This window comes from Actinomycetospora endophytica, from assembly GCF_021026375.1.
GTDB classification, from domain to species: domain Bacteria; phylum Actinomycetota; class Actinomycetes; order Mycobacteriales; family Pseudonocardiaceae; genus Actinomycetospora; species Actinomycetospora endophytica.
Map to the genome: position 1 here is coordinate 883,659 of NZ_JAJNDB010000001.1, position 21,193 is coordinate 904,851.

Annotated in this window: 23 protein-coding genes; 13 read left to right on the forward strand and 10 right to left on the reverse strand. The window is 72.8% G+C overall.

Features of this window, described 5'->3' with window-relative positions; genetic code table 11:
- Positions 1 to 118 precede the first annotated feature (118 nt).
- Both LQ327_RS04280 and LQ327_RS04285 read left to right on the forward strand, forming a co-directional pair.
- A complete protein-coding gene (locus LQ327_RS04280) occupies positions 119 to 610 on the forward strand; it encodes a YajQ family cyclic di-GMP-binding protein (RefSeq protein WP_230730290.1) in 492 nt (163 codons plus the stop codon).
- A 122-nt stretch (positions 611 to 732) separates the two neighbouring features.
- Positions 733 to 1,437 carry a histidine phosphatase family protein gene (locus LQ327_RS04285; RefSeq protein WP_230730291.1) on the forward strand — a complete coding sequence of 235 codons (705 nt, stop codon included), beginning with the start codon at positions 733 to 735 and terminating at the stop codon, positions 1,435 to 1,437.
- Positions 1,438 to 1,571: 134 nt separating this feature from the next.
- Here LQ327_RS04285 and LQ327_RS04290 read toward each other — a convergent pair whose 3' ends face one another.
- Positions 1,572 to 2,021, reverse strand: a complete 450-nt coding sequence (locus LQ327_RS04290) for a Clp protease N-terminal domain-containing protein (RefSeq protein WP_230730292.1) — start codon at positions 2,019 to 2,021, stop codon at positions 1,572 to 1,574.
- A gap of 172 nt (positions 2,022 to 2,193) precedes the next feature.
- Between LQ327_RS04290 and LQ327_RS04295 the strand changes: the two genes are divergently transcribed.
- Positions 2,194 to 3,219: an oxygenase MpaB family protein gene (locus LQ327_RS04295; RefSeq protein ID WP_230730293.1), complete on the forward strand. Its 1,026-nt coding sequence runs from the start codon at positions 2,194 to 2,196 to the stop codon at positions 3,217 to 3,219.
- Positions 3,220 to 3,516: 297 nt separating this feature from the next.
- Positions 3,517 to 4,407: a glucose-1-phosphate thymidylyltransferase RfbA gene (rfbA, locus tag LQ327_RS04300; RefSeq protein WP_230730294.1), complete on the forward strand. Its 891-nt coding sequence runs from the start codon at positions 3,517 to 3,519 to the stop codon at positions 4,405 to 4,407.
- Here rfbA and LQ327_RS04305 read toward each other — a convergent pair.
- Positions 4,404 to 5,318: a lipase family alpha/beta hydrolase gene (locus tag LQ327_RS04305; protein ID WP_230730295.1), complete on the reverse strand. Its 915-nt coding sequence runs from the start codon at positions 5,316 to 5,318 to the stop codon at positions 4,404 to 4,406. The two genes, rfbA and LQ327_RS04305, sit on opposite strands and share 4 nt — an antisense overlap.
- A gap of 91 nt (positions 5,319 to 5,409) precedes the next feature.
- On the opposite strand from LQ327_RS04305, the gene LQ327_RS04310 reads away from it, so the two are divergent.
- Together LQ327_RS04310 and LQ327_RS04315 are read left to right on the forward strand one after the other, a co-directional pair.
- Positions 5,410 to 6,306 (forward strand): polysaccharide deacetylase family protein, encoded by an 897-nt coding sequence (locus LQ327_RS04310; RefSeq protein ID WP_230730296.1) that lies wholly within the window; start codon positions 5,410 to 5,412, stop codon positions 6,304 to 6,306.
- 7 nt (positions 6,307 to 6,313) lie between these two features.
- Positions 6,314 to 7,042, forward strand: a complete 729-nt coding sequence (locus LQ327_RS04315) for an SDR family NAD(P)-dependent oxidoreductase (RefSeq protein ID WP_230730297.1) — start codon at positions 6,314 to 6,316, stop codon at positions 7,040 to 7,042.
- A gap of 3 nt (positions 7,043 to 7,045) precedes the next feature.
- Here LQ327_RS04315 and LQ327_RS04320 read toward each other — a convergent pair whose 3' ends face one another.
- Both LQ327_RS04320 and LQ327_RS04325 read right to left on the reverse strand, forming a co-directional pair.
- Positions 7,046 to 7,507: an SRPBCC family protein gene (locus tag LQ327_RS04320; protein ID WP_230730298.1), complete on the reverse strand. Its 462-nt coding sequence runs from the start codon at positions 7,505 to 7,507 to the stop codon at positions 7,046 to 7,048.
- 111 nt (positions 7,508 to 7,618) lie between these two features.
- Entirely contained in the window at positions 7,619 to 8,080 is a 462-nt protein-coding gene (locus LQ327_RS04325) for an EVE domain-containing protein (RefSeq protein ID WP_230730299.1), read from the reverse strand.
- Between the two features lie 10 nt (positions 8,081 to 8,090).
- On the opposite strand from LQ327_RS04325, the gene LQ327_RS04330 reads away from it, so the two are divergent.
- The gene (locus tag LQ327_RS04330; RefSeq protein ID WP_230730300.1) at positions 8,091 to 8,318 is read left to right on the forward strand and encodes a hypothetical protein; all 228 of its coding nucleotides are present in this window, start codon (positions 8,091 to 8,093) and stop codon (positions 8,316 to 8,318) included.
- Here LQ327_RS04330 and LQ327_RS04335 read toward each other — a convergent pair whose 3' ends face one another.
- On the reverse strand, positions 8,319 to 9,374 hold the full coding sequence (locus LQ327_RS04335) for a glycoside hydrolase family 172 protein (protein ID WP_230730301.1): 1,056 nt from the start codon (positions 9,372 to 9,374) through the stop codon (positions 8,319 to 8,321).
- A gap of 129 nt (positions 9,375 to 9,503) precedes the next feature.
- On the opposite strand from LQ327_RS04335, the gene LQ327_RS04340 reads away from it, so the two are divergent.
- Positions 9,504 to 10,160 (forward strand): hypothetical protein, encoded by a 657-nt coding sequence (locus LQ327_RS04340; protein ID WP_230730302.1) that lies wholly within the window; start codon positions 9,504 to 9,506, stop codon positions 10,158 to 10,160.
- The gene (locus LQ327_RS04345) at positions 10,157 to 10,768 is read left to right on the forward strand and encodes a hypothetical protein (protein ID WP_230730303.1); all 612 of its coding nucleotides are present in this window, start codon (positions 10,157 to 10,159) and stop codon (positions 10,766 to 10,768) included. The genes LQ327_RS04340 and LQ327_RS04345 overlap by 4 nt, the downstream gene beginning before the upstream one ends.
- On the opposite strand, the gene htpX is transcribed toward LQ327_RS04345, so the two are convergent.
- Together htpX and LQ327_RS04355 are read right to left on the reverse strand one after the other, a co-directional pair.
- The gene (gene htpX, locus LQ327_RS04350; RefSeq protein ID WP_230730304.1) at positions 10,756 to 11,589 is read right to left on the reverse strand and encodes a zinc metalloprotease HtpX; all 834 of its coding nucleotides are present in this window, start codon (positions 11,587 to 11,589) and stop codon (positions 10,756 to 10,758) included. The two genes, LQ327_RS04345 and htpX, sit on opposite strands and share 13 nt — an antisense overlap.
- 93 nt (positions 11,590 to 11,682) lie before the next feature.
- A complete protein-coding gene (locus tag LQ327_RS04355; RefSeq protein WP_230730305.1) occupies positions 11,683 to 12,282 on the reverse strand; it encodes a PaaI family thioesterase in 600 nt (199 codons plus the stop codon).
- Positions 12,283 to 12,309: 27 nt separating this feature from the next.
- Between LQ327_RS04355 and LQ327_RS04360 the strand changes: the two genes are divergently transcribed.
- From LQ327_RS04360 to LQ327_RS04370, 3 genes are all read left to right on the forward strand, one after another.
- A complete protein-coding gene (locus LQ327_RS04360; protein ID WP_230730306.1) occupies positions 12,310 to 13,182 on the forward strand; it encodes an enoyl-CoA hydratase-related protein in 873 nt (290 codons plus the stop codon).
- A gap of 180 nt (positions 13,183 to 13,362) precedes the next feature.
- Positions 13,363 to 15,285, forward strand: coding sequence for a 2-oxoacid:acceptor oxidoreductase subunit alpha (locus tag LQ327_RS04365; RefSeq protein ID WP_230730307.1), 1,923 nt, complete (start codon positions 13,363 to 13,365; stop codon positions 15,283 to 15,285).
- On the forward strand, positions 15,282 to 16,376 hold the full coding sequence (locus LQ327_RS04370; RefSeq protein WP_230730308.1) for a 2-oxoacid:ferredoxin oxidoreductase subunit beta: 1,095 nt from the start codon (positions 15,282 to 15,284) through the stop codon (positions 16,374 to 16,376). Before LQ327_RS04365 ends, LQ327_RS04370 begins: the two co-directional genes overlap by 4 nt.
- Positions 16,377 to 16,419: 43 nt before the next feature.
- Here LQ327_RS04370 and LQ327_RS04375 read toward each other — a convergent pair whose 3' ends face one another.
- Positions 16,420 to 17,313, reverse strand: coding sequence for a patatin-like phospholipase family protein (locus tag LQ327_RS04375; RefSeq protein ID WP_230730309.1), 894 nt, complete (start codon positions 17,311 to 17,313; stop codon positions 16,420 to 16,422).
- Positions 17,314 to 17,528: 215 nt separating this feature from the next.
- Here LQ327_RS04375 and rarD point away from each other — a divergent pair, with 215 nt between their 5' ends.
- The gene (gene rarD / locus LQ327_RS04380) at positions 17,529 to 18,473 is read left to right on the forward strand and encodes an EamA family transporter RarD (RefSeq protein WP_230730310.1); all 945 of its coding nucleotides are present in this window, start codon (positions 17,529 to 17,531) and stop codon (positions 18,471 to 18,473) included.
- Here the strand turns inward: rarD and LQ327_RS04385 are convergent.
- Positions 18,449 to 19,483, reverse strand: coding sequence for a polyprenyl synthetase family protein (locus LQ327_RS04385; RefSeq protein WP_230730311.1), 1,035 nt, complete (start codon positions 19,481 to 19,483; stop codon positions 18,449 to 18,451). The two genes, rarD and LQ327_RS04385, sit on opposite strands and share 25 nt — an antisense overlap.
- Positions 19,484 to 19,532: 49 nt before the next feature.
- The gene (gene nuoN / locus LQ327_RS04390; protein ID WP_372460643.1) at positions 19,533 to 21,140 is read right to left on the reverse strand and encodes an NADH-quinone oxidoreductase subunit NuoN; all 1,608 of its coding nucleotides are present in this window, start codon (positions 21,138 to 21,140) and stop codon (positions 19,533 to 19,535) included.
- Positions 21,141 to 21,193: the final 53 nt, after the last annotated feature.

The window sequence follows — 21,193 nt, forward strand, 5'->3', positions numbered from 1 at the left end:
GCTGTCGTCGGCGTCAGAGACACTACAAGCCGCCGTCGCGCGAGTGGACACCCGGGGTCGGAATCGGACACCCGCGCGACGCGGACACCGCGTCCGTGCCCGTCCGAGGAGGAGACCCGTGGCGAACCCGTCGTTCGACGTCGTCAGCAAGATCGACCGCCAGGAGGTCGACAACGCCCTCAACCAGGCCGCGAAGGAGCTCGCGCAGCGCTACGACTTCCGCGGCACAGGAGCCTCGGTGACCTGGGCGGGCGAGGAGGCGATCACGGTCGCCGCCGAGACCGAGGAGCGCTGCTCGGCCGCGATCGACGTCTTCAAGGAGAAGCTGATCAAGCGGGGGATCTCGCTCAAGGCCTTCGAGATCGGGGAGCCGGCGGTGTCCGGGAAGACCTACCGGGTCACCGGCTCGCTGGTGCAGGGCATCTCCAAGGACAAGGGCAAGGAGATCTCCAAGGTGATCCGTGACGAGGGCCCGAAGGGCATCCAGGCGCAGGTCCAGGACGACCAACTGCGGGTCACCGGGAAGAAGAAGGACGACCTGCAGGACGTCATCTCGCTGCTCAAGGGCCACGACTTCGGGATCGCGCTGCAGTTCACGAACTACCGCTGAGGAGCCCTTCGACGCGTCCTGGTCTCGTCACGGGCAGCGCAAGGTAGGGCCCTGGACCTTCGCGCCGGTGGCACGGTGAGTCATCGCCGCACCGACGATGCGGGAGCGACAGGGGGGCCGGTGTGACACGACGCCGTATCTACCTCATGCGCCATGCCGAGGTCTCCTATGTGACCGACGCCGGGCCTGTCCCGGACACCGACGCGGTGATGCTCACCCAGCGCGGCCGCGAACAGGCGTCGGCCGCCGGTCGGGCGCTGCACGACGTCGCGATCGACCGGGTGGTGACGAGCGGCATCCCGCGGACGACGGCGACCGCCGCGCTCGTCCTGGCCGAGATGCCCGGCACCTCGCCCCCTGTCGAGGAGTGGCCGGACCTCGGGGAGGCCCATGCGGGGACACCGGCCGACATCTCCGCCGAGCTCGCTGACTCCCTCATGGTGACGTTCAGCGGCGCGGTCGGGCGCGATGCTTCGTACCTGGGCGGCGAGACCGTGGGCTCGCTCGCCGACCGTGTGAACCCCGTGATGGACCGGGTGCTCGCCGACGAGGCATGGGACTGCGCGCTGCTCGTGCTCCACGGGGCGGTCAACCGCGTCATCCTCTCGCGCGCACTGGTCGGCGAGGGGGTATTTCTCGGCCACCTCGAGCAGAGTCCAGCGTGCATCAACGTCCTGGACCACGGTCCGGGGCCGAACTGGTGTGTCCGCGCGGTCAACGTCACGCCCTACGAGGTGGTGCCAACCGGGTCACGTCAGACGTCGGTGGAGCGGATCGTCGAGCGCGCCGCCGCCCTGCGCGTGGGTCCGAGAGGATCGGCCGGCTGACCGCCCTCGCTCGTCCCCAGTTGCTGACCACAGGCGGACTTCGTGAGTGGACGCCGAATATGCGCAGATGGGAACCACGTAGCGCCCGGTGAGCCCCACGAGCGCAGAGTCGGCAGCGATGGACGGTCCACCCCTCACCTGACCGCGACGGTCACGACTCCGGGCCGCGACCCGAGATCGGCGACGGCGCGGGACCAGAGATCGCCGACGTCGACCCCGAGGCGCTCCAGGGCGGCCACCGCCGCGCAGTCCGGATCGCCCAGGACGGCGGCGAGGAGATGGTCGGGCCCCACGCCGCGATCGGCCCGCCCGTCGGCGAGGCGCCGGGCTGCGTCGAGGGCGGCGACCGCCCGGCGACTGAACGGCGGCACGTCCGCGGCCGGCTGCCGGCGCGGGAGGAGCGCGCGCAGGTCGTCGGGATCGACACCGACCGGCGGGCCGCCGCCGGTCTCCCGGTCCTCGAGGACGAGACCGAGGAGCAGGTGCTCGGTCCCGAGGGCCGGCGCGGCGAGGTCGGCCGCCTGGTCGCGGGCGAGCTGGACGGTCCGCGTGAAGCGGTCGGTCTGGCGGGTGAGCGGGCGCATGCATCGCAGCGTCGCCGGAACGAGGGGGCCGCCACCTCGGGGCGATCCCCGAGGTTCCTCCGGGTCGGGGACCGACCTACCCAGCGTGAACGCGAAGTACCTCTTACCGGTAGTAGCCCATACACGTTGTTGGTATTACCGTAGGTCGCACGTACAGCGACGGAGGTGGACGGTGGGCGCTCGCGCGCAGCAGGACTACGGATTCTTCGGTCCCGACTCGGTGACCTGGAAGGTCTGGGGCTACCCGACCTCGATCGTGCTCGGGTTCCTCCGGGCCGTCGTCATCGAGGAGCTCGACCCCCATCTGGTCGCGTCGGTGGACCAGTCCGGCCAGGTCAAGCAACGTCCCAAGCTGCGCTACGACCGGACGATGCAGTACTTCGCGACGGTGAAGTTCGGCGACGCCGAGTCGGTGCTGCGGGCCTCCGACACGCTCATGAAGATCCACGCCCGGGCCGTCGGGGACGACCCGGTGACCGGCGGGCGCTACGACGCCAACGATCCGGCCTCGCAGCTCTGGATCCACCTCACCGCCTGGCACTCGATCCTCTACACCTACGAGATCTTCGGCCCGGGCAGGCTCACGGCGGCCGAGGAGGCGCAGTACTGGGAGGAGTGCGCCCGGGCCGCCGAGTTCCAGACGATCGACCCGGCCGACGTCCCGCGCACCCGCGAGGGGGTCCGGGCCTACTTCGCGGCGTACCGCCCGCGGCTCGTCGGCTCCGAGGTCGCGCAGAGCATGATGAACTTCCTGCTGGACGCGAGCACCGTCGTCGTGCCCGACGACGTGCCCCGCCCTGCTCGGTTCGTGTTCAACGCCGTCGTCCGCCGCGGCGTGATCGCGACGATGCCGCGCTGGATGCGCAAGCTGGGCGACACGCGGCAGTCCCGCACCACCGACCGCGTCGCCACCGCGATCATCCGGCCGGTCGTCCGCACGATCTCGGCGTTCCCGCGGCTGGAGCTCGCCCTGCTGCGACGGGCCAGCCCGCGCACCGCCCCGATCCTCGAGCCGGTGCTGCGGGGCGTCCCGCCGGTGCACCCGGTGGTCCGCGAGCCCGTCGAGGCCCGCGCGCAGTACGGCGTCACCGACCCGCGCGAGCAGTACGCCGCGATCCAGGCCGAACGCGCGCGCCAGGCCGGCCCGGTGCCGTACCCGAAGCACCACCACGAGGAGCTGCTGCCCTTCCCCGCCTGACGTCGTCGCCGGGTCCCCGGGTCCGCGCCTCCCGGGGACCCGACGCGGTCGGGCGCCGGGCCGGGGGCCGGCGGCGCCGTGAGCCGGCGCCGTGGTGGCGGCCGGGGGTTCGGTTCCGCCCGGGATGTCGTCGACGGCCGCCCGGGCGTTATCGACTCTTGACCTCCGCTCCACGGACGAGTGATGTCGCCCGGCCCGGCGTCGCCGGCGTAACACCGGGAAATCCCCGGACGGCCGCCGTCTACAGTCCCTCGCGGGGCGCGTCGTCGACGGTGATCACACGGAGGTTGGGCAGCGATGAAGGGAATCGTGCTGGCAGGGGGCAGCGGGACCCGGCTGCACCCGGTGACCCGAGCGGTCTCCAAGCAGCTGCTGCCGGTCTACGACAAGCCGATGATCTACTACCCGATCTCAGTCCTCATGATCGCCGGGATCCGCGACATCCTGATCATCTCCACCCCGGTCGACCTGCCGGCCTTCCAGCGGCTGCTCGGCGACGGCCACGAGCTCGGCCTGAACTTCTCCTACGCCGAGCAGGCCGAGCCCAACGGCCTGGCCGAGGCCTTCATCATCGGCGCCGACCACGTCGGCGACGACACCGCCGCACTCGTGCTCGGCGACAACATCTTCCACGGCCAGGGCTTCTCGACGATCCTGCAGCGCGCCGTGACCCAGGTGGAGTCCGACAAGGGCGCCACCCTGTTCGGCTACCCCGTCGGCGACCCCGAGCGCTACGGCGTCGGCGAGGCCGACCCGACCGGCAAGCTGCTCTCCATCGAGGAGAAACCGGCCGAGCCCCGCAGCAACCGGGCCATCACCGGGCTCTACCTCTACGACAACGACGTCGTGCGGCTGGCCGCCGACCTCGAACCCTCCCCCCGCGGCGAGCTCGAGATCACCGACCTCAACCTGGCCTACATGCACCGCGGCGACGCCCGCCTGATCGACCTCGGCCGCGGCTTCGCCTGGCTCGACACCGGCACCCACGAATCGATGCTCGAGGCCGGCCAGTACGTCGCCGTGCTCGAGCACCGCCAGGGCGTCCGGATCGCCTGCCTCGAGGAGATCGCCCTGCGCGAGGGCTGGATCACCCCCGACGACACGCTGCGCCTCGGCCGCGCCCAGGCCAAGTCCCGCTACGGCGAGTACGTCATCGACGTCGCCCGCCGAGCCGGGGCCACCGACTAGCGGGGCGGCCCGGTGCAGTGCACCGGGCGCGCGTGACCCGGGTCGAGGGCGTCGAGGACGAGCTGGGCGTTGACCGGGTCGAAGGCGACGGCCGCGTGCTCGCTGAGGTCGGCCGGGCACAGGTCCTGGAGCACCACGTTGTGAGCGCCCGCGAGCCGGCCGCTGGTGTAGGGCTGCACCAGCTCGTCGTTGCGCGTCATGATCATCGTGTAGTCGATGCCGCGGACCGCGGCGGTCCCGCCGGAGTTCATCTTCTGCAGGAACGGCGACCCGTGCAGGAACTCCCGGCACGAGGCGCACAGCGCGGCGACGGCGGGTCCGTAGGCGGGGTCGAGGCCGAAGCGCTCGCCGACGGCGTCGATGTCGGAGACGCCGAGCAGCCGGGTCCCGTCCCAGAGCGGCGTCATGCCGACGTACCGGTCGACGTCCGCCGCGCCGCCGAGGAACTTCACGTAGTAGTTCGGCATCAGGCTGCCCTCGGAGTGGCCGACGATGTCGACCTTGCCCGCTCCGGTGGCGCCGCGGACGCGTCCGACGAACGCCTTCAGCTCCTGTGCGCTCTGCTCCATCGTCGTCAGCCCGCCGACCTGGCTCAGCGGCGGCGGCGCGAGCGGGTTCCGCCCGTAGGTCAGCGAGAACACGCAGTAGCCCTGGCGGGCCAGGATCGGCGCCAGGTAGCCCCAGTTGTCGGCCTGGTTGGCGGAGAGTCCGTGGACCAGCACCACCGGGTTCGGGTGGGCGCCGCCCGGGCGGCACGACCAGTCGTTCGACCCCGGCGGTGAGGGGTCCAGGACGGCGGGCGCCGGCGACGGGGTGGGTGCCGGAGCGGCCGCGGCGACCCACGGCGCCGACAGCATCGCCACGACGACGACCGCCGCGCCGACGAGAACCGACCAGCGACGCCGGGCCATGAGGGTTCCTCCCGAGATCGGACGGGGTCGTCGTCGGCGCAACGACGCCCGCCGTCGGTGAGGTACGCGTGTGGGGGTGTAGACCGGCGGCATGCTCGAGCGCGACTTCGTCGGCCACGCCCGCACCGTGCCCCTGCCGCGGTGGCCGGACGGCTCGCTCGTCGCGGTCAACGTCGTCGTCAACGTCGAGGAGGGCGCGGAGGCCGCGTGGCCCGACGGCGAGGGCAACGACAGCTGGGGCGAGTACGCCCTGCCGATCGACCCGGCGATCCGCGACCTCGGCACCGAGGGGCACTACGAGTTCGGATCCCGGGTCGGGATCTGGCGGCTGGTCCGGCTGTTCGAGCGGTTCGACGTGCCGGTGACGTTCGGCGTCAGCGCCCGCGCGCTGGAGCGCAATCCGCCCTTCGCCGCGTGGCTGCGGCGCAGCGGGCACGACGTGCTCGGCCACGGCTACCGCTGGGCCGAGGTCAGCGCGATGACCGAGGAGCAGGAGCGCGACGACCTCGAGCACGCGATGCGGGTGCTGCCCGAGCTGGTGGGCCGGCCGGTCCGGGGCTGGTACGTCCGCTCCTTCCCCTCCGAGCGGACCCGCCGCCTCGCCGCGGCCCACCCGGACCTGACCTACGACAGCGACGCGGTCAACGACGAGCTGCCGTACTGGACCGAGGTCGACGGCGCCCCGTGGCTCGTCGTGCCGTACTCGAAGGTCTACAACGACACGCGCTACTTCCTGGCGCCGACCTACGCGACGCCTCGGCACTTCGCCGAGACGCTCATCGGTGCGGCGGGCTTCCTGCTCGAGGAGGCGCACGACGGTGCCGGGGCGCGGCTGATGACCGTCGGGCTCCACCCGCGCTGGAGCGGGCAGGCGGCACGGGCGACCGCGGTGCGCGACTTCCTCGCGTGGGTGGCGGGGCAGCCGGAGGTCACGCTGGTGCACCGGGGGCAGGTCGCGGACTGGTGGACCGAGCACGCCAGCCCCTGAGCCGGGCGTGCGGGCTCCGGGCGGTGGGAACGCCGTCGTCATGGACATCGCCGACCGTGTCGTCGTCATCACCGGGGCCTCGTCGGGCATCGGGGAGGCCACCGCCCGACTCGCCCACGCCCGCGGGGCCCACGTCGTGCTCGCCGCCCGTCGTGCCGACCGGCTCGAGACCGTGGCGAAGGATCTCCCCGGGTCGGTCGCGGTGATCGCCGACGTGACCCGGGACGGCGACCGGCGCGCGGTCGTCGACGCCGCGGTGGAACGGCTCGGAGGAGTCGACGTGCTGGTCAACAACGCCGGGCGCGGGCTGCACCTGCCGCTGGACCAGGTGGACCCGGCCGACTACGCCGCGATCCTCGACCTCAACGTGGGCTCGGCGCTGGCGATGATGCAGGCGGTGCTGCCGTCGATGCGGGGGCGCGGCGGCGGCGCGATCGTCAACATCAGCTCCGGGACCACCCGACGGGTCATCCCCGGGCTCGGCGCCTACGCCGCGACCAAGTCGGCGCTCAACATGCTCTCGGCGGTGGCGCGGGAGGAGTTCGCCGGCGACGGCATCGTCGTGTCGACCGTCCTCCCGACCTACACCGACTCGGAGTTCCACGACGTCCTGCAGGCCGGCGCGACCGAGCACCGGGCCCCGGTCGCGGCGGACACCTCGGAGCACGTGGCCGAGGAGATCCTGCGCGCCGTCGAGACCGGGGTCGCCGAGATCGACCTGCCGCGCGTGGGGTGAGCCTCAGCGGTCGACGGACTCGGCGACCGCGCGGATGTTCTGCAGGGTGGCGCGCATGTTCGCCCGGTTCGTCTTCCGGCGGGCCCATCCGGCGAGACCCCAGTAGACCTTCGTCAGCAGGCTCGGGGTGAGCCGGAAGGACTCGGTGACGTCCGTGCCCTCGCCGGCCGGCTCGAAGCGGTAGTGCCAGTTGTTGATCGAGCGACTGCCGGCCAGGACCTCGAACCCGAACTCGCGGTCCTGCTCGCACGCGGTGACCCGGCAGACCGTCCAGTAGGTGGGCCCGCGGCCGTTGCGCTTCACGTGCCCGCGGAAGCGCACACCCACGGCCGGGCCGGTGGCGCCGTCGAGCCACTCCGCCTCGAAGGTCTCCTCGCTGTAGCGGTGCGTCTGCGTGACGTCGGAGACCAGCGCCCAGAGCGTGGCGGGAGGTGCGTCGATGTACTCGGTCACCGCGTCCTGCATCTGCCCGCTCCTCTGCTCCGTCCGGCTGACGCGACACCGTCCCACAGGGCGACGATGGCGACATGCTGAGCACCGAGGCCCGATTGCATGATCAGGGAGTCGATGCGCGGCTCAACGAAGATCCGCTCGCCGCGTGTGGTGACTCCCTCGTCCGACGGCACCCACCGATGACGCGCCCGCCATCGCCATCACCCGCTCCCACACGTCGTCGGGCACCGGTGCGCCGGTCCGCACGAACGAGGCACGCAGCGCCGGCCACCCCGCCGTCACCGGGTCGGCGCGCAGCTCGGCCAGCGGGACGGGACGGTCGAAGCGTTCGAGCACCTCGGCCTCGCAGTTCCAGGGGCGCGGACCGGGCTCGTACGACGGTTCCGACGTCGCCCGCAGCAGGTACGCGAGGTCCTTGGCCCGCTGCGAGCGGTAGAGGACGACGAGGTCCCCGGGCCGGGTGTCGCGGTGGCAGGCCCAGCGCAAGCGCGGGGCGCCGGGGCCGAGCTTCGGATGCTCGCGGCCGGCCCCGTCGAGATAGCAGTCGGGGTTGACCACCCACACCCAGCGTCCGGCCCCGTCCATGCGACGGAGCGTGTCACGTCGAATCGACGCCCTGACACGACTGCTCGGGCCCGGCCTGAGCATCGACGGGCGCCGGATCGACGAGGACGACGTGGACCTGGCGCTGATCCAGGTCGGCAATGCCCTGCGGGGACTGGGCCAGATCGCGAGCGACGAGGGGACGTGGAGCCCCGGACCCGACCTGGGCTGGCTCCTGCCGCGCGCCACCCTGCTCGCCGAGCTCTGGTCGCGGGACTGATCAGGGGAGGCGCTGCTCGACCGGCGCCAGGTCGAAGGGCACGTGGGGCTCGGCCTGGTACCAGTACGCGACCGACGACCAGTCGTCGCTGCGCCGGTTCGCGTGCCCGTGCTCGATCGTCACGCGGATCGACCGCTCGAACACCACCGGGTCCTCGACGTGGAAGCGGTAGAGCGACACCGGTCCGCGCCAGTTCCGCCCGCCCGGCAGCGTCACCCCGTGGTACGGCGCCGAGTAGGCCTGCGTCGGGCACCAGGCGGTGTTGACGTAGTCCTCGGTCCCGGTGCCGTGCAGCGTCGGGGGCCAGTCGCCCGCGTCCTGGTCGATGAAGATCATGTCGTCGCCCTCGCCGTACCAGTTCCAGCGCCACCGGCGCCGCGGGCGGACGTTGAGCACGCACCCGACGTAGTGCCCGTGCCCCCGGGCCTCGAGGATCGTGTAGTTGTCGTTCCCCGTCAGGTTCGACCCGCCGAACTGGTAGTGCGCATTCGACCACCCGACCCGGATGCCGCGGGTCGGGTTCTCGCGGCGCCACTGGGCGTGGAACCGCCCGATGTCGTCGCCCAGGGTGTCGAGCTCCTCGAGGTCGACGTAGAAGTACGCCCAGACCTCCTCGGGTGCTTCGTTGACGAGCTCGATCCGCGCGCCGGATCCGAACGGCATCGCGAACCAGCAGTTCAGCGCCTTGCCGTCCTGCGGGCTCATCTGCAGCGGGAGGGAGACGAAGTTCGTCGTCCGGCCGTGGCCCACGCCGAAGAAGTCGCCGAGCGGCACGTCGACGCTCGGGTGCTCCTCACCGTCCCACCACATCCGCAGCACGAGCCAGCGGAGAAGGTCGTCCCGTCGTCGGCCGGGGGTCGTGACCGTGATCCAGAGGTGGGTGACGACGCCGGCGCCGCTCACGTCGAGCAGGGTGGCCGTCCCGCCGGGGGCGAGGTGGGCACGGTCGTCGTTGCCCCCGGTGCGGTCCCACGACGATTCCCGACGACGGCGGGTGCGCCGCAGTCGCGGCAGGTCGCGCAGGCTCGATCCGTGGGCGCCGTAGTCGACGGTCATGTCCCGTCTCTTCCCGCCGCGGGAGCCGCGGACGCACCCCGACGGATTCGTCGCCGAACCCGGTGGAACCGATCGGGCTCAACTGCCCTCCAAGCCCCCGAGGACGAGGACGACGTCGCGGAGGGATCGATGACGAGGACCGGGAAGACCCAGCGGAGGCGGGCGGCCGGGCGGCGTGCTCCGGTGCGCGCACCGGGAGCGCTGACGGTGCAACTGCTCCCGCACCTGCTCATGGCCCAGGAACTGCCCCGGGCCCACGTCGGCGACGTGCTCGACGTGGTGCCCGCGATCTACGCCGGCGTCCTGCACGAGCGCCAGGTGTTCCACGGCTCGACCCCGCCGGACCACTGGTCGGTCGACGAGTTCGGCTGCGTCGACGCACGGGGCAGCGTCACGGCGATCCCCCTCGACCCGACGCGCGGGTGCACGTGCCGGATCGACGTCCTCGACGCGGCCGGGTGGCTCGTCCCGGTGAACTGGGCAGCCACCGAACCGCCCGAGGACGAGGGTCGGCTGCACGTCGAGGGCTCGTTGTACCTGGACCCGATGCTGGACGCCGGGACGGACCACGGCGAGGCGGTCGCCCTCTGCCGCGGGCGATTCCGGCTCGCCGCGCTGCGGCGCTACCGCCGCACGGCGCACCGACCGACGGGGCCGGTCCCGCTGGGCCGGGTCCCGGGTCCCACCGAGGCGACGGAGGACGCCGTGTACGTGGCCGACCTGGTGCCCGAGCGCGACGACCGCCCCGCGGCCGCCGCCGAGGCGGTCGGACGGAGCGACTCGTGAGCGCCGACGCGTGCACGCACGCGGGCTGGACGACCAGGCAGCAGGCGCGCCTCCGGGAGGTGACGACGGTGCAGCTCCAACCGCAGCACCTGCGCGCCGGTCGTCTCCCGGTCGTGGCCGTCGGGGAGTTGCTGGAGGTGGCTCCGGTGCTCTACCTGGACGAGGTGGAGGATCTGCGGTGCCGCCCACCCGTCGCCTGGGAGGCCGGCCCCTTCGGGATCGTGGGCGCCTGCGGCGTCATCGGTGAGCCCCGGATCCTGCACGAGGAGGACGGGGCGGTCGGGGTCCACATCCTGCAGGTGGGCGACCGCGAGGTCGTCCTCAACGACGCCGGTCTCGACGAGCCGGTGGACCTCGAGCCGGGTCGCCGGGTGTTCGTCGAGGGCTCGTTCTACCTCGACGTCGACCTGGTCGAGGCCACCGAGCGCCTCTCGATCCCGATGCGCGGCCGGTACCGGCTCGCCGCGGTGCGGCGCTACCGTGCCCGGCTGCCGGAACCGCCCCGGACCGAGCCGCTGCGCGGCATCCCCGCGCCCGACGACGTGGACGACGGAGTGTTCCTGCACGTCGCGGACCTCGTCGGGCCGGTCCGGACTCAGCCCTCGTGACGCGCCATCTCCTGCAGCCGGGCGATGCGGTCCTCGATCGGCGGGTGGGTGGAGAAGAGCTTCGACATGCCCTCGCCCATCCGGAACGGGTTGGCGATCATGAGGTGGGACTGTGAGACGAGCTTGGGATCGGGCGGCAGGGGCGCCGCCTGGGTCCCGTACTGCAGCTTGTTCAGCGCGGAGGCCAGCGCCAGCGGGTCGTGCGTCAGCGTCGCGCCGCTCGCGTCGGCCTGGTACTCGCGGGTCCGGCTCACGGCCATCTGCACGATCCCCGCCGCGAGCGGGCCGACGAGCGCCAGCACGATCGTCGCGAAGAAGTTCCGGTTGCCGCCGAAGAGCTGCGCTCCGAGCACCACGTAGGTGACGACGCTGGACAGCGCGCCCGCCACCGACGAGATGAGGATGTCGCGGTTGTAGACGTGGGAGAGCTCGTGACCGAGGACACCGCGCAGCTCACGCTCGTCGAGCAGGCGCAGGATGCCGGTGGTCGCGCAGACCGCCGCATGGCGTGGGCTGCGGCCGGTGGCGAACGCGTTCGGCGCCTCGGTGGGGCTGACGTAGAGCCGCGGCATCGGCTGGTGGGCGGCGGAGGCCAGCTCGCGCACGATCCGGTACATGCCCGGCTGCTCGGCCTCGGTGACCGGCACCGCGTGCATCGCCTTGAGCGCGATCCTGTCGGAGAAGAAGTACGAGTAGCCGTTCACGCCGAGCGCGATGAGCAGGGCGATGAACAGGCCGCCGCGCCCGAACAGCGAGCCGATCAAGAGGATCAGCGCACTGAGCAGGCCCAGAAGCAGGGCGGTCTTCAGCCCGTTGCGCACCGTGGAATCCCTTTCGTCGTGGCCCGGGAGACGTCCCCGGCCGCACCAACCCTCTCAACGTGTGGGACGGGTGTGGGAGTTCCGGGCCCCGGCTCACCCCCGGGCGGCGCGGATCTGCTCGGCCGAGGCCCCGATCGCCTCCAGGTCCTCGGCGCGGCCGTGGCGCAGGAAGTGCTGGAGGTCGACCTGGACGAACAGGGCCCGGGCGGTGCCGACGAGTGGCCCGTCCTCGGAGTCGAGCCGGGCCTCGGCGCTGACGAAGTACTTGCGCCGCAGCACGCCGTCGAGCCGGGCGCGCAGCCACAGCGTCGTCCCGACCGGCACCGGCGCCCGGAAGTCGGTCTCCAGCCGCGCGGTCACGCACGAGCGGGTGACCAGGGGCGCGACCGACCCGAGGCATTCGTCGAACGCGGCCATGAGGTAGCCGCCGTGGATGAGGCCGGGCCCGCCCTGCATGTCGTCGGTCACGGCCATGCGGCTGCGCACCGCGACACCGACACCGGGGTCCCCGCCCTCGCCGCGGTCGTCGTCGACCCAGGACTCCATGTGGATCCCGCCCGGGACGTCGGCGCAGCCCCGGCAGGCCGGGTTGTGCGGCGGGATCCGCTCGCCGACGCCGGGGGCCTTGGGGTGGCGGGAAGGGATCGTCGCGTCGGCGGGGACGTCGAGGGAGCGGGCGGACGCCTGGGTCATGAGCGCACGCTAACCGTCTTGGGGAGGATGTCCGCCGTGGCAGAGAGCACCGAGGGTCCCGCCGTCGTCGTCGAACACCTCGCCCCGGACGGCTCGTCGGACGAGGGCGGGGTGACCGCACTGCTGACCCTGCGGGACCCGCGCCGTCGCAACGCGATGTCCCGCGCGCTCTCCGACCGGCTGGTGGAGGCCCTCGACGCCGTCGTCGCCGACGACCGGGTGCGCGCGGTCGTCGTCACCGGAGCGGCCGACCGGGGGCCGGCGTTCTGCGCCGGGGGCGACCTCGACGAGCTCGCCGCGATCGGGGCCTCGGAGGGCGGCGACGGCGAGACGTCCATCAAGGCGGTCTACGCGGGCTTCCTCGCGCTGGCGGCGTGCCCGCTGCCGACCATCGCGGCGGTCGACGGACCCGCCGTCGGAGCGGGCATCAACGTCGCGCTCGCGGCCGACATCCGGCTCGCCGGGGACACCGCGCGCTTCGAGCCGGGGTTCCTGCGCCTGGGCCTGCACCCCGGTGGCGGGATGACGTGGATGACGCAGCGGCTGGTCGGCCAGCAGACGACCCTCGCGATGCTGCTGGCCGGCGAGGGGATGGACGCCGCGGCCGCGGAGCGCAGCGGGCTCGCGCTGCGGCGCGTGCCGGGCGAGATGCCGGAGACGCCGGTCGACCCCGACGGCGCCGCGACGCGCTCCCCCGTCGTCGTCGAGGCGCTGCGGATGGCGGCGCACTCGGCGCGCGCACCGCGTGACCTCGTCGTCGCGACGAAGGCGAGCGTGCGCGCGACGGCCGACCTCGCCGAGCAGCGTGACGCGGTCGACGTCGAGGTCGGACCGCAGCTCGAGTCCCTGCACTCCCCCGCCTTTCAGGCGGGTCTCGAACGGGTCCGACGCCGCGGCTGACCTCTCCGACGGGGCTTGTTCGGTCAAGTGCGCTGTGACCCGCGCCGGGTGGCGCACCCCGCCGATCACCACGCGGTTAACGTGGGATGTTGGTGTCGTCGCCCGGCGTCCCGGGGGCCGGGTGACCAGGGGATCGTCCGGGAGGACGACTCGTAGCGCACGAAGGGGTTGGATCGCTCGATGAGCACGGACACCGAGGTCGGGGCGGAGCTCCCCGACCACCTGGTGGCACACGGCGAAATCCGGCAGACCGAGGTCAAGCAGACCCACCGCGTGGTGATCCGGTTCGCCGGTGACTCCGGCGACGGGATGCAGCTGACCGGCGACCGCTTCACCTCCGAGGCGGCGGCGTTCGGGAACGACCTCGCGACGCTGCCGAACTTCCCCGCCGAGATCCGTGCTCCTGCGGGGACGCTGCCCGGGGTGTCGAGCTTCCAGCTCCACTTCGCGGACTACGACATCCTCACCCCCGGCGACCGCCCCGACGTCCTGGTGGCGATGAACCCGGCGGCGCTGAAGTCGAACCTCGAGGACCTGCCCCACGGCGGCGTCCTCATCGTGAACACCGACGAGTTCACGAAGCGGAACCTCGGCAAGGTCGGCTACGAGTCGAACCCCCTCGAGGACGACTCGCTGGCGCCCTACCAGGTGCACCAGGTCGCCATGGCGACGCTGACCCGCACCGCGCTCGAACCGACCGGCATGTCCAAGAAGGACGCCGAGCGGGCGAAGAACATGTTCGCGCTCGGGCTGCTGTCGTGGATGTACCACCGCGGCACCGAGTCCACCGAGGAGTTCCTGCGCGAGAAGTTCGCCAAGAAGCCCGAGCTGGCCGAGGCGAACATCCTGGCCTTCCGGACCGGGTGGAACTACGGCGAGACCACCGAGTCGTTCGCGGTGACCTACGAGGTCGCCCCGGCCGCGCTGCCCACCGGCACCTACCGGCAGATCACCGGCAACCTCGCCCTGGCCTACGGCGTCGTCGCCGCGGGTCAGCTCTCGAAGCTGCCGGTCTTCCTCGGCACCTACCCGATCACCCCGGCCTCCGACGTGCTGCACGAGCTCTCGAAGCACAAGGGCATGGGCGTGACCACGTTCCAGGCCGAGGACGAGATCGCCGGGATCGGCGCCGCCCTGGGCGCCTCCTTCGGCGGGTCGCTGGGGGTCACGTCGACCTCCGGGCCCGGCGTGGCGCTGAAGTCGGAGACCATCGGGCTCGCGGTCGCGCTCGAGCTGCCGCTGCTGATCCTCGACATCCAGCGCGGCGGCCCCTCGACCGGGCTGCCGACCAAGACCGAGCAGGCCGACCTGCTGCAGGCCATGTACGGGCGCAACGGCGAGGCCCCGGTCCCGATCATCGCGCCGGCGTCCCCGTCGGAGTGCTTCCAGGCCGCCATCACCGCGGCGCGGATCGCGCTGACCTACCGCACGCCGGTGTTCCTGCTCTCCGACGGCGCGATCGCCAACGGCTCGGAGCCGTGGAACGTCCCGGACGCCTCGACGCTGCCCGACATGAGCGTGGAGTTCGCCACCGAGGCGAACGCCCCCGACGGGTCCGGCGAGTTCTGGCCGTACCTGCGCGACGACGACACCCTGGCCCGCCCGTGGGCGGTCCCGGGGACGGCCGGGCTCGAGCACCGCATCGGCGGCCTGGAGAAGGCCGACGGCCGCGGCTCGATCTCCTACGACCCGGACAACCACGACCGGATGGTCCGGCTGCGCCAGGCCAAGATCGACGGCATCCCCGTCGACGACGTCGAGGTCGACGACCCGTCCGGGCAGGCCGAGGTGCTCGTGCTCGGCTGGGGCTCGACGTTCGGTCCGATCGGCGCCGCCTGCCGCCGCGTCCGCGCCGCGGGCCTGGATGTGGCGCAGGCGCACGTGCGGTCGATGAACCCGCTGCCCGGCAACCTCGGCGACGTCCTCCACCGGTACCGGCGGGTGGTCGTCCCCGAGATGAACCTCGGGCAGTTCGCCATGATGCTGCGCGCGCGCTACCTCGTGGACGTGCGCTCCTACACCAAGGTCGCCGGCCTGCCGTTCCAGGCCGAAGAGCTCGCCGGTGTCCTCACCGACGCCGTGAAGGGGGACCTTCCCGCATGACCGCCGTCGAACTGCCCACCCCGTCCCTGGGCGGTCTGGACCTCGTCCCGACCACCGAGGAGACCCAGAAGGCGAAGGACTTCACCTCCGACCAGGAGGTGCGCTGGTGCCCCGGCTGCGGCGACTACGCCGTCCTGGCCTCGGTCCGGTCCTTCCTGCCCGAGCTCGGCCTCAAGCGCGAGAACATCGTGTTCGTCTCGGGCATCGGGTGCTCCTCGCGGTTCCCGTACTACCTCGACACCTACGGCATGCACTCCATCCACGGCCGCGCCCCGGCCATCGCGACCGGGCTGGCGGTGACCCGCCCCGACCTGTCGGTGTGGGTGGTCACCGGTGACGGCGACGCGCTCTCGATCGGTGGCAACCACCTGATCCACGCGCTGCGCCGCAACATGAACATCACGATCCTGCTGTTCAACAACCGGATCTACGGGCTGACCAAGGGTCAGTACTCGCCGACGTCCGAGGTCGGGAAGGTCACCAAGTCCACGCCGATGGGCTCGGTCGACGCCCCGTTCAACCCGGTCTCGCTCGCCCTCGGCGCCGAGGCGACCTTCGTGGGCCGGGCGCTGGACTCCGACCGCAAAGGCCTCACCGAGGTGCTGCGCCAGGCCGCCGCCCACCGCGGCGCCTCGCTGGTGGAGATCTTCCAGGACTGCCCGATCTTCAACGACGGCTCGTTCGACGTGCTCCGCAAGGGCGACGAGGTGCAGCAGCGCCTCATCCCCCTCACCGACGGCGAGCCGATCCGGTTCGGCAACGATGGGGAGTACGGCGTCGTCCGGGCAGCGAGCGGCGGGCTCGAGGTCAAGCTGATCTCCGAGGTCGGTGAGGACGCCCTCGTGGTCCACCACGCGGACGAGACCGACCCCACGCAGGCGTTCGCGCTCTCGCGCCTGTCCGACCAGGACCTCACCCACACCGTCACGGGCATCTTCCGCAACGTGGAGCGCCCCACCTACGACGACGGCGCCCGCGCCCAGGTCACCGCCGCCACCGAGCAGGCGCAGCAGCGCGGCGACAACCTCCAGGCCCTGCTCACCGGCAAGGACACCTGGGCCGTCGCGCCCACGCCGGACGGCGAGGCCTGACGGCCACGTGAGTGGAATCGGACGTTCCGACGTCCAATTCCACTCACAGGGCGCGTAGCGCCACGTCCCTCCCCACCTCGACGGCGTCGCGCAGCCGGGCCTCGTCGGTCTCGAGCTGCCCGACCGCCCGGGTGCCGGCCGGCGGGCGGAGCGCGTGCACGACGTCGGCGTACGACCCGTCGAGGTCGTCCTCGTCGGCCAGCTGCCGTTCGTAGCGGGTGCGCCAGGCCTCGGCCGCGCCTGGAGCCGAGCGGCGCAGCAGCGCGCGGGCGAGCAGGTCCCCGGAGCGCCAGGGTGGCGAGACCGGGTCGTCGGCACGCCGGGTGCGCAGCAGCAGCACGTGCGTCGCGCCCTGGGCCAGCGGGGTGCGGAAGGGCAGCGTCTCGGCCAGGGCGGCGTCGAGGTAGCGCCGGCCCGCGAGCTCGACCGGCGGCCCGCCGAGGATCGGGAGATGGGTCGAGGCGCGGAGGGCGTCCCGCAGCGTCGCGTCGCCGTGGATGTGATCGAGAAGATCCACCGAGGCACCGGAGTCGGCGTCGGTGGCCATCGGGTGCAGCGGGGTCGCCGCGGCGCGGACCGCCGCCCAGTCCAGCGGCACGACGCGGCGGTAGAGCTCGTCGACCACCCACCGCATGTCGACCAGGGGCCGCCCCAGCGCCAGCCTCGGGATGCCGGTCACCCGGTGCATCACCCCGGGCCGGTACCAGGCGGGGATGCCGCGCCCGGTCGCGCCGGCGACGAACCACGCCCCGTTGATCGTGCCCGCGCTCGCCCCGTACACCGCGTCGAACGCCCCCGAGAGGCCCGCCTCCGCGAGGCCGAGCACCATCCCGCCCGAGAGCGTCGCCCGGGAGCCGCCGCCCTCGACGGCGAGCGCCACGCGGTAGGGGTCGTCGCGGTCGCCGCGCTCACGACGCGCACGGAGGATCTCGATCACGGGGTGCACGCCGGACGTTCGCGCGCCGGGGCGTGGCGGGTCGGCGCAGTCGCTGGGTTGATCAGGAGCACAGTACGCAGCCGCTGGAGCCGACCCGGCTGCGCCATGTGCCCCACGCCGGGACGGCGCAGCGGCGAGCAGCGCCAACCGCGGTGTGCCGCGTCAGACACCGAAGTCGGCTGCGCCGGACGTCGTCGTCGTGATGAAGTCGGGGTGTGGCCGACGACGGTGCACGACCCGGCGCGAGCGATCCGACGGCCGGGCCACCCCGCTCCGGCCTCGTCGCCGCCCTCGGCGCCTACGTCCTCTGGGGCACCTTCCCGGCGTTCTGGCCGCTGCTCGAGCCCGCCGGGTCGGTGGAGATCCTCGCCCACCGGATCGCCTGGACGCTCGTCGGGATGCTCGTCCTGCTCACCCTGATACGGGGCTGGTCGCAGCTGCGGGGACAGTCCTGGCGGACGTGGGTGACGATCACCGGCGCCTCCGCCCTCATCACCGTCAACTGGGGCGTCTACATCTGGGGCGTGACCCACGGCCGCGTCGTGGAGAGCGCGCTGGGCTACTACATCAACCCGCTGGTGTCGGTGGTGCTCGCGGTCGTCGTGCTCGGGGAGCGGCTGCGGCGGACGCAGTGGGTGGCGGTCGGGATCGCGACGGCGGCCGTGGCGGTGCTCTGGGCCGGGACGGGCGCGCTGCCGTGGGTGGCCCTCGTCCTCGCGTGCAGCTTCGGCTTCTACGGGCTGCTCAAGAAGCGGGTGCCGCTGGCGCCGGTCGCCGGGCTCACCGCCGAGGGCTTCCTGCTCGGCCCGATCGCGATCGGCTACCTCGTCTGGCTCCAGGCGATCGGCACCGGCACGTTCGGCCACGGGAGCGCCCAGACGCTGCTGCTGATCTCCGCGGGCCCGGTCACGGCGATCCCGCTGCTGCTGTTCGCGGTGGGCGCCCGGCGGCTGCCGCTGGCGACGCTCGGGCTGCTGCAGTACGTGAACCCGACGCTGCAGTTCGTCTGGGGCGTGCTCGTCGACCACGAGCCGATGCCGCCGGCGCGGTGGGTCGGCTTCGTGCTGGTGTGGATCGCGCTCGCCGTCTTCGCGGTCGAGGGGTGGGCCGCGTCCCGACGGCGGCCCGCGGTGGCTCAGCCCACGCGCGCGACGGTGTAGTCGAGCAGCGCCGACAACGCCTCCCGCGCCGGACCGGCGGGCACCCCGGCGAGCTCGGCGCGCGCCGCCTCCGCCTGCGCGTCCAGCGCCGCGCGGGTGCGCGCGAGCCCGTCGGACGCGCGCAGGATGTCGAGGGCCTCGGCGACCACGGCGTCGTCGGTGATCTCCTTCTCGCCGACCCCGAGCTCGCGCAGCCGGCGGGCGGCCGCGTCGTCGTCGGCGAGAGCGTAGAGCACCGGCAGCGTCGCGACGCCCTCCCGCAGGTCGGTGCCCGGGGTCTTGCCGGAGTCGCCCGACGGCGACGCGATGTCGATGATGTCGTCCGAGACCTGGAACGCGGTACCGATGATCTCCCCGAAGCGGCCCAAGGCCTCGACGTGTCCGTCCTCGGCACCCGCGAACATCGCCCCGAAGCGGCCGGCGGTGGCGATCAGCGAGCCGGTCTTCTCCGCGACGACCGCCATGTAGTGCTCGATCGGGTCGTCGCCGCGCGGCCCGCGTGTCTCCCGCATCTGGCCGGTGACCAGCTCGGCGAAGGTATCGGCGATGATCCGCACCGCCTCGGGGCCGAGCTGCGAGACCAGCCGCGAGGCGTGGGCGAACAGGTAGTCGCCGGTGAGGATCGCGACGGTGTTGTCCCAGCGGGCGTTCGCGCTCTGGGCGCCGCGGCGCATCACGGCCTCGTCCATGACGTCGTCGTGGTAGAGCGTCGCGAGGTGCACCAGCTCCACCGAGGTGGCCGCGATCACGACGTCGTCGCTGGTCCCGCCCGCGGTCTGGGCCGCGAGCAGGGTCAGCAGCGGCCGGAACCGCTTGCCGCCCGCCTCGATGAGGTGCAGCGAGGTGTTCTCGACGAAGCGGTAGTCGCTGTGGACCTCCCGGCGCAGCAGGTCCTCGACGCGGTCCAGACCCGCCGTCACCTCGGCGGCGAGTGCCTCGTCGCCGATCGGGAGGCCGGCGACCTGCGTCGCGGCCGTGGGCGTGGAGCCTGCCGGCGAGGAACTCTGCACGGTCACATTGTCAACCCAACCGGCGTTCGGGACCCGCCGGGTCCGGTCCTCAGCCCAGGAACCGGGCGGCCGCGGCCCAGTCCAGGGCCGCCGTCGGGACCACCCCGAGCAGGAGGGTGACGACGACGCCGAGGGTGATCGACACCGTCGTCAGGGGGCCGGGGAGGCTCACCGAGGGCCCGTCGGGCGCCGGCGGCGAGAAGTACATCATCACGATGACGCGCAGGTAGAAGAACGCGGCGATCGCGCTGCACACCAGGCCGACGATGACCAGCGGGGCCTCGCCGTCGCCCAGGCCCGCCGAGAAGACCGCGAACTTCGCCGTGAACCCGCTGGTCAGCGGCACCCCGGCGAGGGCGAGCAGGCAGAACGAGAGCGCGGCGGCCACCACCGGCGACCGGGTCGCGAGCCCGGCGTACGCCGAGAGGTGGTTGGCCTCGCCGTCGCCGGAGCGCACCAGCGAGATCAGGCCGAGGATCGCGATCGTCGTGAAGCCGTACGCCAGCAGGTAGAACAGCGTCCCGGACAGGCCGGCCGGGGTGATGGCGAGGCAGCCGATCAGCAGGAACCCGGCGTGGGCCACCGAGGAGTAGGCGACCATCCGCTTGAGGTCGGTCTGGGTCAGGCCCAGCACGGTGCCGATGACCATCGAGGCGATCGCCACGGCCCAGAGCACCCCGCGCCACTCCAGGGCGGTGGGGCCGAACGCGACGAAGAACACCCGCAGGATCGCGCCGAACGCCGCGACCTTCGTGCAGGCGGCCATGAACGCGGTCACGGGGGTCGGGGCGCCCTGGTAGACGTCCGGGGTCCAGGTGTGGAACGGGCCGACCGACGCCTTGAACATCAGCCCGACGACGAGCAGCGCGAGCCCGCCGTAGAGCAGCGAGTCCGAACGGAGCGATCCGGCGGCCGCCGCGGCGATGTCGGAGAGCCGGACCGAGCCCGCGTAGCCGTAGAGCAGCGCCACGCCGTAGAGGAAGAACGCCGAGGCGAAGGCCCCGAGCAGGAAGTACTTGACCGCCGACTCCTGGGAGAGCACCCGACGACGGCGGGCGAGCCCGCAGAGCAGGTACAGCGGCAGGCTGAGCACCTCGAGGGCGACGAACATCGTCAGCAGGTCGTTCGCCGCGCAGAACGCGAGCATGCCGCCCAGCGCGAAGAGCACGAACGGGAAGACCTCGGTGTGCATCTCGGGCGGCGGCGTCGCGGACCCCCGCGACGACCCGGCGCGCCCGGCCCCGTCGGAACCGGAACCGCCGGCGCCGCCCGCTCCGACCGTGACGGGCGTGCGCGCCCCGGCCCGCTCCTGCGCCTCGGCCAGCGCCTCGGGATCGGCGACGAACGCGCCACCCGCCTCGACCGAGCGGTCCGCGATCATCAGGACCGAGGGGATGGCGAGGGCGAGCAGGGTGCCCCAGAGGAACAGGCTCACGCTGTCCACCGACAGCGAGCCGGCGAGCACGATCGTCGCCGGCACCCCGCTCGTCGCCCGCACGATCACCACGACCAGCGCGACGGCGATCGCCGCGAGCGTGAGCACGAGCTGGACGCGGGCCCGCTGGGCGAGGGGCACGAACGCCTCGACGAGCACGGAGACGCACGCGACGCCGAGGATGATGAACAGCGGCGCCAGCGCCCCGTAGTCCACGCCCAGCGCGGTGGAGAGCGAGGCGCCCCCCTGCAGCGGGAGCCCCGGCAGCGCAGAGA

Excerpts from the sequence above, each read along its gene's own strand:
- LQ327_RS04305 (WP_230730295.1), bottom strand. The coding sequence starts at position 5,318 with ATGGCCCGGCGTCGCTGGTCGGTTCTCGTCGGCGCGGCGGTCGTCGTC.
- LQ327_RS04360 (WP_230730306.1), top strand. The coding sequence starts at position 12,310 with ATGTCCGCCGTGGCAGAGAGCACCGAGGGTCCCGCCGTCGTCGTCGAA.
- LQ327_RS04355 (WP_230730305.1), bottom strand. The coding sequence starts at position 12,282 with ATGACCCAGGCGTCCGCCCGCTCCCTCGACGTCCCCGCCGACGCGACG.
- LQ327_RS04335 (WP_230730301.1), bottom strand. The coding sequence starts at position 9,374 with ATGACCGTCGACTACGGCGCCCACGGATCGAGCCTGCGCGACCTGCCG.
- rfbA (WP_230730294.1), top strand. The coding sequence starts at position 3,517 with ATGAAGGGAATCGTGCTGGCAGGGGGCAGCGGGACCCGGCTGCACCCG.
- LQ327_RS04340 (WP_230730302.1), top strand. The coding sequence starts at position 9,504 with ATGACGAGGACCGGGAAGACCCAGCGGAGGCGGGCGGCCGGGCGGCGT.
- LQ327_RS04290 (WP_230730292.1), bottom strand. The coding sequence starts at position 2,021 with ATGCGCCCGCTCACCCGCCAGACCGACCGCTTCACGCGGACCGTCCAG.
- LQ327_RS04365 (WP_230730307.1), top strand. The coding sequence starts at position 13,363 with ATGAGCACGGACACCGAGGTCGGGGCGGAGCTCCCCGACCACCTGGTG.
- LQ327_RS04320 (WP_230730298.1), bottom strand. The coding sequence starts at position 7,507 with ATGCAGGACGCGGTGACCGAGTACATCGACGCACCTCCCGCCACGCTC.
- LQ327_RS04310 (WP_230730296.1), top strand. The coding sequence starts at position 5,410 with ATGCTCGAGCGCGACTTCGTCGGCCACGCCCGCACCGTGCCCCTGCCG.
- LQ327_RS04325 (WP_230730299.1), bottom strand. The coding sequence starts at position 8,080 with ATGGACGGGGCCGGACGCTGGGTGTGGGTGGTCAACCCCGACTGCTAT.
- LQ327_RS04370 (WP_230730308.1), top strand. The coding sequence starts at position 15,282 with ATGACCGCCGTCGAACTGCCCACCCCGTCCCTGGGCGGTCTGGACCTC.